General features: G+C 51.8%; 9 protein-coding genes. All 9 read left to right on the top strand.

From position 1 onward, the window contains the following. The first annotated feature begins 24 nt into the window (after nt 1-24). The 9 genes from NFR57_RS03910 (at nt 25) to NFR57_RS03870 (ending at nt 13,063) form a co-directional block, all read left to right on the top strand. Nucleotides 25-1,482: a hypothetical protein gene (locus NFR57_RS03910; protein ID WP_251182528.1), complete on the top strand. Its 1,458-nt coding sequence runs from the start codon at nt 25-27 to the stop codon at nt 1,480-1,482. A gap of 22 nt (nt 1,483-1,504) precedes the next feature. Beyond that, complete coding sequence (locus NFR57_RS03905; RefSeq protein WP_251182527.1) at nt 1,505-3,232, top strand: leucine-rich repeat domain-containing protein; 1,728 nt, start codon at nt 1,505-1,507, stop codon at nt 3,230-3,232. A gap of 149 nt (nt 3,233-3,381) precedes the next feature. Beyond that, a complete protein-coding gene (gene dnaX / locus NFR57_RS03900) occupies nt 3,382-5,262 on the top strand; it encodes a DNA polymerase III subunit gamma/tau (RefSeq protein ID WP_251182526.1) in 1,881 nt (626 codons plus the stop codon). A gap of 138 nt (nt 5,263-5,400) precedes the next feature. Then, complete coding sequence (locus NFR57_RS03895) at nt 5,401-7,245, top strand: NAD(+) synthase (RefSeq protein ID WP_251182525.1); 1,845 nt, start codon at nt 5,401-5,403, stop codon at nt 7,243-7,245. A 228-nt stretch (nt 7,246-7,473) separates the two neighbouring features. After that, complete coding sequence (locus NFR57_RS03890) at nt 7,474-9,915, top strand: toll/interleukin-1 receptor domain-containing protein (protein WP_251182524.1); 2,442 nt, start codon at nt 7,474-7,476, stop codon at nt 9,913-9,915. A gap of 2 nt (nt 9,916-9,917) precedes the next feature. Continuing rightward, nucleotides 9,918-10,757, top strand: a complete 840-nt coding sequence (locus NFR57_RS03885; protein ID WP_251182523.1) for an SPFH domain-containing protein — start codon at nt 9,918-9,920, stop codon at nt 10,755-10,757. 25 nt (nt 10,758-10,782) lie between these two features. Beyond that, nucleotides 10,783-11,109: a hypothetical protein gene (locus tag NFR57_RS03880; protein ID WP_251182522.1), complete on the top strand. Its 327-nt coding sequence runs from the start codon at nt 10,783-10,785 to the stop codon at nt 11,107-11,109. Between the two features lie 242 nt (nt 11,110-11,351). Beyond that, the gene (locus NFR57_RS03875; RefSeq protein ID WP_251182521.1) at nt 11,352-11,960 is read left to right on the top strand and encodes a hypothetical protein; all 609 of its coding nucleotides are present in this window, start codon (nt 11,352-11,354) and stop codon (nt 11,958-11,960) included. Continuing rightward, nucleotides 11,957-13,063: an ATP-binding protein gene (locus NFR57_RS03870; protein ID WP_251182520.1), complete on the top strand. Its 1,107-nt coding sequence runs from the start codon at nt 11,957-11,959 to the stop codon at nt 13,061-13,063. The genes NFR57_RS03875 and NFR57_RS03870 overlap by 4 nt, the downstream gene beginning before the upstream one ends. Nucleotides 13,064-13,097 lie beyond the last annotated feature (34 nt).

The following is a 13,097-nucleotide window of genomic DNA, read 5'->3' as shown; positions in this document are numbered from 1 at the left end:
TAAATTTTTGCAACGGAGGTAACGGTGTACGTTAAGACAAATATCAAACTTCGCATAGCGGCGGTGGCGGCAACGGTTATAGCTTTGCTTATCGGACTTTTAGTCACCATGCCGCGCGGCGTGCGTGCGGACGAGTGGGACGACGGCGAGCAAGAGGGTTGGCAGGTAGACCTGCCGAACGACTTTTACGATCATGTGTGCAATCAATACGAAGAAGAACAATGCTATGAAAGTATTTATTATTTTACGGATAACGCAGAAAGCGAACTGTACGTAAATCTTTTTATGCGGGAGATGGTGGATATTTATTCTCAAATGCACACCGTTTTCAACGGATTTTATTGGTACGATTTGGAATCGAAAGGAACACAATCGGACGACGATTACGTCCCCGCGCGGTTCGGCAGTTCCATGTATGATTTTTACGATTACGAGCTGTGGGGCGGAGCGCACGATTATAGCTCTTTATATAATTCGCTTGTAATTTTTGAAACGCGCAAACTGTTTCCTATACAAGTTCCCGACAATATCGGTTATGTCGTAACTGATTATCTGGAACAAATTTTCAAAGTATTACACAATAACGGTTGCAAAATAATGTTTGTCTGCGGTACCGACGAGCATCTGTATGAATCTTACGGTCATAACAGCTTTTTGGACTATGTGGATATTCATGTAAATACCGATATTTATTCTTATTTTATGAACACTGTATTCAGTCATTTTAAAGATTACGGCGTAGATAATTCTGTTATTATTCTCGATAGCGATTTATCGCAGTTTGCTCACGACGGAGAAAGATATACAGTAAATGCCGAAAGGGAATATCACAATGGCACATGGTTACTTAATCGATACGGATTTGTTGACAGTACGTTGATACCGTTTATCCGATTGGTAAAGGGAATGTATTGCATATACGATGAATACAAATTTAATATAAATGTACTCAATATATGCAACATTCGTATTTTATGTCATATCCAAGGCTATGAATTTTTTGATATTTGTAATTGGAATAAATATGTCCTTGATCCAAACGATTATAACGTAAGGGATTTGGAAGATTATTTTAACGAAAATAAAGTATATTTTATAGGTACGACGCGACAGGGCATTAGCGAAGAATTGATGGAAGTTTTGACATTTACGGAAGACAGATACGCGATAGTAATCGATAAATACGTATTTATAGAAAACGAAAGTTTAACGAGCGAATCATGTTCGGCGGCGTACACCGCGGGGTTGGACAAATACCGTATGGCGCAATATTTGTATCCCATAATCTATGACTTTTTATTTAACAGAGAATTTTTGAGCAATCACAATAATTGGGAGGGGCGTTGTGAAATTACGTCAAAACCTTTTGTTGAAGGCGACGGGTGGTTGATCGATTTTGCGGGGGACGATCAAGATTATATTTTCCGAAATTGTTTTGAGGACGATATAGAAATGTTCAATAATTTATACGGCGTGTTTTAACATCTTTGCGTAGGAGGTCTTTATGACGCGTAAAATCAAATGCTTGTTACTTGCGGTCGCGGCGTGCATATTGTCTTTGGTATGTTTCGCATGCGGCAAAGACGACGGACCCAAAAAACTGCCCGCGCCCGAAGGTCTTGCGTTAAACGGTTCTATTCTTACGTGGAACGAAATGTTGGAAGCGGATAAGTTTATCGTAAGCGTCAACGGCAAAGAATTCGAGGCGGCGGAAGCGAGCATCAATATTATTCCGTTTACGCAAGACGACAGTAATATATACGATTTTCAGGTGAAAGCGGTGGGCGACGGAAAAAAATATGCGGATTCCGAATATTCGACGGCGCTTAATATTAGTACTCCTAAAATTGCGTTTAAACTAACGGACGACGGCTCGGCATATTGCGTGTATAAATGCAAGCCCGATAGTGCGCGAGGATATATAAAATTGCCGGATACCTTAAATGATCGTCCTGTTGTGGAAATAGCCAGAGAAGCGTTTGCGGGCTGTTCGGAAATTACTGACATTGTTATACCCGACAGTATAAACATTATAGGAAACGGTGCGTTTGTGGCTTGTACTAATCTGCGAAGCGTAGTGTTGCCGAAGTACCTTAAAGAGTTAAGCGGTTCTTTATTTCAAAATTGCTATAAATTGGAGAGCGTAAATATTCCCGATTATGTTACTACAATAAAGGGGAATGTATTTTTCGGTTGTAAATCGTTAAAAGAATTGCATATTCCCGCAAAAGTAACGAGTATATTACCCGCTTTTCAGCATTGTTCGGAACTTTCGGTCACTGTGGACGAAGAAAATACCGTTTATAATGTCGACAACAACTGTATAATACGCAAGAGCGACAACAAACTTATGTACGGCTTGGCAAATTGCGTAATTCCCGATTATGTTACGGAAATTTACGAACCTGCTTTCCATGGTAGCGTAGTAAAGGAAATTGTATTGCCGAGCAGATTGCGCGAGATAGGCAATAGCGCTTTTATGATGTCACTCGTGGAAAAAGTAATTATAGAAGAGGGCATAACGTCAATAGGAGTCAATGCGTTCGTTTCCTGCCATAGATTAAAGTCATTGTATATTCCGAGTACGGTTACGGTTATCAAGACTGGGGCTTTAAGCGACTGCGACAGTCTTACCGAATTGACTGTAAGCGAGGACAATCCCGTGTTTTCGAGCCGAAATAATTGTTTGCTCAATAAAAAAGGCGATGAGCTGGTTGCCGGATTCCCGTCGTCTGTTATTCCGCAAAGCGTGCGTAAAATCGGAGATTATGCGTTTGCATATAGCGGCATTAAAGATTTTATTATCCCTACTACCGTTACGCACATCGGTGATCGCGCGTTTTTTTCTTGTTATAACTGGGTAACCAGATACATCCCCGAAAATGTGGAGTATGTAGGCGACCACGCCTTTTCTGTAGAAGATATAACAAAGGCAGTGGTGAATGCAACGCTTCCCGAAAATGCGGTGTGTAATAAAAAAACAGCTATAAATTGTTATATGGGCGATAATATAAAGGTCGGGTATGCCGACGGTTATGCTTATTTAAAAGCCGCATATATTTCCTCTGCTATTTTCCACCCCGATTGGGAACCTGTGAGATTAGGCTACAAGTTCGGCGGAGTTACTACGACGGAAAACGGCGACAAGGTTTTGACTACTCAGGCAGAGTTTGACGCCGTAATCGGGGCAGGCGTCAAAGCATGGGTCAATATTGTATGGATTCCCGTTTGATAGATTGTTATAAAAATTAAATGATTTTTCGATAAAGCCTAACCCCCGCGTGCATAGCGCGGTTAGGATAAACCTTTTGTCTGTCAAGCCGTCGTGCGCAGTGCGTGCGGCGGCTTGACAAATTTTTGCGGGCGTATTATAATAATTCCATGGCTACACTGTACAGAAAATATCGGTCGCAAAAGTTCGAGGACGTGATCGGACAGGACCCGATAATAACCACCCTTACCAATCAGATAAAGCGGGGGCGTATCGGGCACGCGTATTTGTTTACGGGCAGTCGCGGCGTGGGCAAGACTTCGTGCGCGAGAATTTTCGCACGGGCGGTCAATTGCTTGCACCCCGTAAACGGCAGTCCTTGCGGCGAGTGCGAGGTGTGCAAAACCCTTGCCGCCGACAACGTGGATATTATCGAAATGGACGCCGCGTCCAATAACGGTGTGGACGACGCGCGCGATATTCGGGAAAAGGTCAAGTACATGCCCGTCGCGTGCAAGTATAAAGTTTATATAATCGACGAAGTTCACATGCTTACGGGCGGCGCGTTCAACGCGCTGTTAAAAACCATAGAGGAACCGCCCGATCACGTTATATTTATTCTCGCAACCACCGAGCCGCAAAAACTGCCGCAGACCATACTGTCGCGGTGCATACGGTTCGATTTTCGGCTTGTGCCGACCGACGTTCTCGCCAAGCACATAGCGCGCATTTACGACGCCGAGGGTATAAAATACACCGCCGACGCTGTCGAGGAAATTGCGCGACTGGGCGAGGGCAGTGTGCGCGACGCGCTGTCCGTCGCCGACACTCTCGCTTCCGCCGCCGACGAAATTACGACCGACGTCGTGCTGTCGCTCACGGGCGCGGGGGATTCCGCCGCTATCGCCGATTTGTTCGCGCGCGTTGCGGCGCTCGACCTTGCGGGCGTGCTGTCCGTAATCGACGGGTTTTCAAAAAACGGCAAGTCCGCTTCCGCGGTGTGCCGACAGCTTATAGACTACACGCGCAACGTGCTTGTCGCAAAGTCCGTCGGGCGCGACAAGGCGATAAACGGCGGACTGATAAACGCCGACCGCGTTTCGCTCGATTCCATAGTCGCCGCCGCCGACATGTACGCCATGCAGGACATAGCACGCATGCTCGAAGAACTGGGCGCCGCCGAGAACGGGCTTAAATACTCGGTCAATCCCAGAGTATTTTTGGAAACCGCGCTGGTCAAACTCGTTTGCGGCGCGCAACGCGAAAACGACTTACTGCGGCGCGTCGCCGCTCTCGAAAACGGCTCTGCGGCAATTCCCGCGGATCAAAAAAAAAATAAAATAAATTCGGTCGATTATTCCGCGCAGTCTGCCGCCGCGGCTGTTGCGCCGCCCAAGCCGAGCGAAAGATCGACAGTAAAATACACTCCGCCGCCAATGGAACAGCACGTTCCCGCGCGCGCCGCAAAACCGACCGCGGTCAAACAACCCCCGCGCGATGTCGTAGAACCGCCCGCGGACGTATATTTTGATCCGCCTCCGCCGCCCGACGATTACGCGCCCCCGCCGGAGCCTGTCGGTATGCCGCGCGGCGGGTTTGACGTTGAACCTGCCGCCGAACGATCGCAACCGCGCCGCGGCGCGCCTGCAACTGCGGACGTGTCGCGCATTACTGTCACGCAGGCGGACGAGGGCGAATTCAAGCATTTAAGCGCAACTGCCGAGAGCGGTTTGGAACTTTTGGGCAAGATAGCAATAGAACTGCGCCGCGCCAAGACCCCTGCGGCGGACAGAGTGCGGCGGCTTTTGTCGCACGGCGTTGCGGTTAAGGAACGCGACGACGCTATCGGGTTTGTCACGCCCGACGACGTGTTTTTGCAGATGGGCGAAGCGGTCGTCACCGACGTTATCAACGGTATACTCGACGGCTTGGGCATAAAAAAACGCGTGCGCATAGAACGCACGGAAGACGATCTTTATGAGGAAGATCTCGCGCGCGCCGCGGCGCTTTTCGGGCGCGACGGCGTTGTGCCCAAATCGCGAGCGCTGTAGCGGTCGTTAGGCACGAGCATGGGGAGATATAACCTCGGTGTGCGGTTAATCGATTTTCGGTTCGGGCTGCGATTTACTTTTTTTGCGGGCGATATTCGAGTTTAACTCTTATTCAATCCCTGTCGGGAGGAAGCGATTATGAAATACGGCATGGTCAGAGCGGCGGCTGTTACGCCGACAATCAAGGTGGGCAATCCACAAAACAACGCGCGGGAAATTTCGGCGCGCATAGCCGAGCTTGTCAAACAGGGCGCGGAAATTATAGTGTTTCCCGAGCTGTGCGTTACGGGCTACACCGCCGCCGACTTGTTTTTTTCGCGCAGTCTGTTGGACGGCGCGATCCAAGCCGTCAAGACCGTTGCGGCGGCGACCCCGCAAAACGCAATAGCGTTTATCGGCGCGCCCGTCGAGCATGAGGGGCGGCTTTACAACTGCGCGGTCGCTGTTTCGGGCGGCGCGGTGATAGGGGTTGTGCCCAAGACCGAACTTCCCGATTACGGCGAGTTTTACGAACCGCGATACTTCGCGCCCGCGTTCGACGGCGTTGCGACGTGCGAAGCGTTAAACGCGCCTATGGGCAATATACTGTTTAAATGCGTCGGTCATCGGTCGCTTGTTATAGCTTGCGAAATTTGCGAGGATATGTGGTCGGACATGCCGCCGAGCGTCGAGGCGTGCCGCGCGGGTGCGACGGTCGTCGTCAACCTGTCGGCGAGCGACGAGGTGGTGGGCAAAGCCGAATACCGTAAATTGCTTGTGGCGGGCGCGTCGGGCAGACAGCGTTGCGCTTACGTTTATTCAGACGCGGGTCGTGGCGAATCGTCCACGGACGCGGTGTATTCCGGACACAACATAATAGCCGAAAACGGCGCGGTCATAGCCGAAAGCGAACCGTTTGCGAACGGGCTTGCCGTCACCGAAATCGACGTGGAGCGTGTGGATGCGGACAGGCGCAAAGCGGGCGTCAAGCCGAGCGCAAAGACGTTTTCCACCGTTGCGTTCTCGCTGGGCGACGGCGCGGCGCAACAGCCGCACCGCATACCGGAAAAGTACCCGTTTGTTCCCGTCGGCGACGACGGCAAGCGCGCAGAGCTGATATTAACAATGCAGGCGCGCGGGCTTGCGACGCGTTTTGCGGCGACGGGCGCAAAAACCGCGGTTATAGGCGTTTCGGGCGGGCTGGATTCCGCGCTTGCGCTCGCGGTAAGCGTGCGCGCGGTCGGAAAGAACAAGGTCACGGCAGTGACAATGCCGTGTTTCGGCACGACGGCAAAAACAAAAAGCAATGCGGAAAAGCTGTGCGCCGCTATGGGCGTTAAGCTGATTACGGTGGACGTCAAAAATACGGTAGACAGCCATTTAAAAGATATTAAGCACACCGACAAGGACGTCACGTATGAAAACGCGCAGGCGCGCACCCGCACAATGACGTTGTTCGATATAGCGAACGCCGAGGGCGGACTGGTTGTCGGAACGGGAGATTTGAGCGAACTTGCGCTCGGCTGGGCGACGTACAACGGCGATCACATGTCGTCATACGGCGTGAACGCAGGCGTGCCCAAAACACTTGTTAAATATCTTATAAGATACGAAGCGGAAAGACTGGGCGGACAAGCGCAAGCGGCGTTGCATGATATTCTCGACACCGAAATTTCGCCCGAGCTGTTGCCGCCCGAAAACGGCAAGATAGCGCAAAAAACGGAAGATATTTTGGGCAAGTACGACTTGCACGATTTTATTATCTATTATTATTGTCGGTTCGGGTTTACGCGCGAAAAAATTTCGTACCTGTTGGGACTTGCTTTTCCCGAGGTCGATAAATCGCAACGCGAAAAAACTATGGACGTGTTTTATAAACGCTTTTTCGCCGCGCAGTTCAAACGGTCGTGCCTTCCCGACGGCGTTAAAATAGGATCGGTTTCGTTCTCGCCGCGGTCGGATTGGCGCATGCCGAGCGACGCGGACGTAAAATGTAATATATAAAATAAAATATATAATGATACGCAATAATCGGCATTCTCCGCGCGCGAGAACGCCGATTTTGTTTTCCGTCGATTAAATTAAATCCGCTGATATGCAAAGCAAGCAAAGAAATATCTCTCGAAGCGTAAAGGTTGTTAAGATCCAAACGTGCAACATCAATTCTAATCAAATTTTAATGCTTATAACATTGTTTACTAATCCCGACGGTGATATAATGATATAGTAGAGATGGAGCAGGTTAGGTGTACAAACTGCGGAAGTTCCGCTGTCATACCCGACGGTTCGGGCGAGTTTTGCAAGTGCGAGGCGTGCGGAAGCACGTTCAACGTACCGCGCGCCGTTGCGTTCTCCAAAGTTACTCTCGATCGCACGCAGGACGTTCGTGCATGGCGGGAGTATTTGGCGAAGCAGTTGCGCTTACAGCAGGACAGCAACAAGGCGCGCGATTACGGCGGCGTAAAGCTGTTCGCGCAAAAGATATTGTCCGTTCTGCCCGACGATTTTTGCGCGATGTTTTACGTCGCGCTTGCCGACAGGTATTCGGACAACGACGTTGCGTTCAATGATTTTTTGCGCAATGCGAGTTTCTCGGGCGTAACAACCGACGAGCTTAAAGAGGTGACGACCGCGCTTGTCGCGGCTGTCGAACCCAAGTACCTCGACATAACGAAACAGTTTATTGCGCGAGCGTACCCCTCGACCTGTCGCGGATTCGACGCGATACTCGATCGCAACATCAAGTCGTACATACAAAAACTTCGTTACGCCAGGGTCACGGATCGCGATGTGTTTATATGCCATCGCACCGCCGAGCCCGATCAGGACATAGCCGACGCCATTTGCACGCGGCTGGAAGAGCGGGGGTTGCGGTGTTGGATTGCGCCGCGCAATATCCTTGCGGGGTCGCAAAATTACGAACGCGATATTTTGAAAGGCGTGGAAAACAGCCGACTTTTTCTGCTTGTTTCCAGCTTTAAATCCATATATTCCGAGGACTGCGAAAAGGAACTCAAAGCGGCGGTGCTCGAAGGCAAAGCGCTTTACAGTTTTCGCATAGACGACACGCCTTACGACGGCGCGTTTGAAAAAGCGTTGTCGTCCGTACAGTGGCTGGACGCGCAAGACGACCCGTATTCGCATCTCGAACAGCTTGTCGTGGACGTTCGCGGCATACTCGCCCGCGACGAGCGCGAGAAAGCCGAGCTCGAAGAAAAGCGTTTGTCCGCGCGCGAGAAAGAACGGCTTATAGCCGAGGAGCGCAGGGTTAGGGAACAAGAGCGGCTCGACCGTTTGGAACGTATTGTTTCGGGCGAAATAGCGGCGACCGCCGCGCCCGCTTACGCCGTGCGGTCGAGGTTAAAGCGCGCGGAAATAGAAATACTTGCGCAAAACTACGACAAGGCGAGCGCCATTATCGACGAGGCTTTGGACTGCGATCCCGAGTGCGCCGTAGCGTGGTGGCTGTTGATGCTGTGCGATTACCGCATGCCCGACGACGCCGCGCTTTTGAACAGCGGCATTGACTTTTCTTCGCACAGATACTACAAGACCGCCGAGCGGTACGCGCACAACGACCCGACGTTTGAGCGGCGCATAACCGTCGCGGGCGAAACATTACGCACGCGCGCCGTAAAAACGGTTACAGCCGATCTCGACGAAGCCGATAAACTGTTTAAAGCGGAAAACTATGCGGCAATGTCCGCCGTGCTTGCGCGGTGCGACGGAGTATTCGCCGCGGACGACGGAATTATCTACCGCAAGTTTCCCGACATTGCGAGCAGATATTATTGGCTCAAACTGTGGGCGAAGTACGGGCAAAACTGGCTTGTTTGCGTCGAGGACGTGACGCGCGAAACGGAATACCAAAAGGCGTTAAAGTATGCGTCGCCTGCGCAGGTCGCGGAATACCGCAAGGCGCGCGACACCGTTGCCAAAAACGCGGAGATGTTTTTGCGCGAGCGCATTAAGAACCGATCGAACGACGGCAAGCTGTGCGACTATCTTGTGGACAACAAAAACATATTGCCCGTTGACGTGTATAATTACTATTCATCGTTGTTGTATTTCCGAAAGATGCTCGCGGGCTTAAACATGACCGAAAGTCAGTTGCGCGCTTCGACCGTCGATATTTCCACGAACGAATATTTTATGCTGGCGCAGTCGCTTGCGACCGACGCGCAAAAGCGCGATTACGACATGCTTGTCGATTTGCTCGAATCCAACCGTCAAAAAAAGATTTCTGCGGATAAGCGTGCCGAGGTCATGCGCACGCAACAGGCGTTAATAAAAAAGACAATGGGTTACGCGCGGACGGTCGCGTGCGTCGTGACCGCGGCGTTGTCGTATATATTTTTCGCGTCCGCGCTTTTCATGCTGATAGATTACGACGACAGCGGGCAAGTAATTTGCGCAATGCTTTTGACGGCGAGCATAGTCCGCATTGCCAACGACGGAATTAACCTGTCGTACAAAAACGCGAAAATACAGACGCTCACCGCCGTCAATCTTACGGCGGGCATATTGACGATACTGTTAGTCAGCGGCGTGATGTTTTTCCCGCAGGTGCATGCGGAGCACGCGCTCGGCGTAACGACGCAGGTGTTTACTATAATAGCGATAATTTTGGAAGGCATAAATCTAAACAGATTCAAAAATATCAATAGGAGATAATCATGGCGGAATTAGTCAAATTTACGGGAAGCAATACGGAGCTGTTTTGCCGCGAGAGCGCGGACGAACTGCACGCGTCGGCGCAAGTGATTGTGCCCGAAACGCATACCGTTTTGCTCATAAAAGACGGCGTGGTGTCCGAGGCGTTGTCTGCGGGCAGGCACGATATTTTCGACACCGAGAACGGATTGTTCCGTCTTAAAAAGGACAGCGACGTCGCGTCGGTCGAGTTTGTGTTTATATCCAAGTCCGCCAAACTGCCCATGCTGTGGGGCACGGCTTCGCCCATACGCGCGCGCGACCCCATTACGGGCGTGCCCGTGTCTATCGGCATAAACGGCGAGCTTGAATTTCGCGTAAAAACGCCAAAGCAGTTCTATTTGGAGCTGGTGGGCGCGGACAGCGAATACAGCGTGGATAAGCTAAAAAAGCGGTTGTTGACGCGACTTGTCAACGTCGTCGAGCCGATTGTGACCGAGGTCATGCGCGCCGAGCGCATAAGCTACACCGAGTTTTCGGAAAAGAAGCAGGTTATATCCGACAAACTCAAAGTCAAGCTCGGCGAAATTTTTACAGCCGAATACGGGCTGGAACTTTGTTCGTTCACGGTCGCGGGCGCGATAATTTCGGACGCGGATATTATGGCTATCGAGCGCAAGCGCGACGAGCTGGGCAAGACGGGTAAAGCCTGTCCGTCCTGCGGCGCGGTAATGGGCGCGGCGTGCAAGTTTTGTTCGGAGTGCGGCGCGTCGCTTGCGCCCGCTGTTTGCGGCAAGTGCGGCGCAAAACTCGACGCGGACGCCAAGTTCTGTTCGCAGTGCGGCGCGAAAATCGTAAAATAGAACTCACCGAATAACGGAGGCAGTCATGGGATTTTGTTTTTCTTCACCCGATAAAAAGGAAATATTAAAAGAGAACCGCGAACTTACGGAGGACAACGCGCGATTACTGCGCGTGTGCGCCGAAATTGCCGAAGGCGATATTAAAGACCGTATCGCCAAAGTTTACGATCGCGCGCGCTACACCGTGCCCACCGTGACGGTCGGCGCGATTCAAGTCGATAAAAAAATAAACGCGCTTGCGGGCGATCTCAAAATCGCACTGTGCAAGGGCGGCGATCGCGGACTTTTGCAAGCCGAGGAAACAGTAAAAAACCTCGAACTCGCGTTAGCGGAACGCGAATCGTACAATTAGTAAAACAATAAAGCGACCCGCCGCAGGGTGAAACGGCAATTACCGATACCCCCATCATTCCGAACTTGCCGAGGAATCAAGGCGAACCGCCGCAGGGTAGCGCGGCAATTACTAATACCCCCATCATTCCGAGTTTGCCGAGCAATCAAGGCGAACCGCCGCAAAGCGGACAAGCATAACTCTCGCCCATAAAAGGCGGCGCGACAAAAACCACCCCCAAAAATCGTAAAGGAGAACATGTAATGTTCGGACGCAACAAGTTTAAAAAGCTGAAACGCGAGGACGTTGTCAATGCGATAATCGATCAGACCAAACAGCAAGAGGATTTGGAAAACGGCATACTGCAAAAGTCCGAGGAGGTCGAGCGGTTGTTGGAGCGCGGACGCAAAGAGAAAAACCGCGACGTCAAGCTGTTGTGTGCAAAAAAGGTAAACACCTTGCAAGAGGAAATCAAGCGCGACACCAAGCGCGCGGCGTTCCTTTTATACAACGTCAAACTTCTCGAACGGCTTAAAGCCGCGGTGGACGATAATCGGTTTATCGAGAACACGACCAAACTGCCGCTCAACAAGCTGTTGTGCGACCAAAAGGCGCTCGCGCAGTTTTTGCAGAACTCGGTGCAAAACCGTACCGCCGCGGAAAACGCACTCGTCGGCGCGGACGAAATGTTCGAGGCTTACGAACAGGCGGCGGACGCGGACGCAAGCCCTATCTATGCGGTCAACAAGTCGGACGACGAACTTCTTGCCATGTTTGAAATGCAAGAGCAGTACGATTCCGAAAACGAATTCGACGCGGACGTTGCGGGCGCGCCCGAAAAAACAGGCGAGCGGGCGGAATTAGAACAATGATGACCGCAGAGGACAATCTTTTACGCACGTTCGACACGGTGTATAAAGCCGCCGTCGCCGCGCGCAACGCGGGGCGATACAACAAGGCGAAGCGCGATTTTTATCAGGCGGCGGAGCTTATGACCGAGCTTGCCAAAATGTCCGGCGACAAGCTCAAAGCCGCGCGCGTGGACAGAGCCAAGCGCATAATCGCCATTGCCGACGGCTTGCCGCAATCCGATCCCGTCAAGCCGCAACGGCGCGGCGGCGGGCAAAGCGTCGATGACGACGTTTGCGGCGATAAGTTTTGCACGTCCGAAATTCCCGATACGACGTTCGACGACGTTATAGGACTGGACGACGCGAAAAACGCGTTGCGCGTCAAGATAATATATCCCATGGAACACGGCGACGTGTACGCCGCGCTCGGCAAAAAGTCGGGCGGCGGAGTGTTGCTGTACGGTCCGCCGGGGACGGGAAAAACCATGCTCGCACGCGCCGCCGCGCACGAAGCGAAAGCGGCGTTCTATGCCGTCAAGTGTTCGGACGTCGTGTCCAAATGGGTGGGCGAGTCCGAGCGAAATATCGCCGCGCTGTTTGACGCCGCGCGCAAGAACGATCGCGCGGTCATATTTTTCGACGAGCTGGATTCGCTGTTTTTCAAGCGCGGACAGGACGTGCACAACGACAGACGCGTCAACGAGCTGTTACAGCAGATCGACGGGTTTTCGGGCGGCGGCGCGGGGCTTACCGTGCTGGGCGCGACCAACAACCCGTGGGCGGTGGACGAGGCGGCTATGCGATCGGGGCGGTTCAGTCAAAAGATTTATATACCCTTGCCCGACAGGGCGGCGCGAAAAGCAATGCTTGTCAAAAAACTCGCGGACACCAAGACCGACGGCGATATAGACTTCGATTATATAGCCGAGCGCACGGACGGATTTTCGGGCGCGGACATTGCCGAGCTTATCGACCGTGCGACCGACGCGCCTCTGTTCCGATCGCTCGGAACGGGCGAGGTGAGCGGGCTGAACATGTTGGACGTGCAGTCCGCGCTCGAAACGGTCAAGCCGTCCGTCGATAAAGCGTCTATCGAAAAGTTTGCGCGGTTTGCAGGCAATTAGCGCAAGGGCTTGATTTTTTCAAAGGGGCGGTGTA

Origin of the sequence: Anaerocaecibacter muris, assembly GCF_943192945.1 — a bacterium.
Taxonomy (GTDB): Bacteria; Bacillota; Clostridia; order Christensenellales; family Pumilibacteraceae; genus Anaerocaecibacter; species Anaerocaecibacter muris.
The sequence above is the reverse complement of the archived record's forward strand: the minus strand, read 5'-3'. Positions and strand labels throughout refer to the sequence as shown.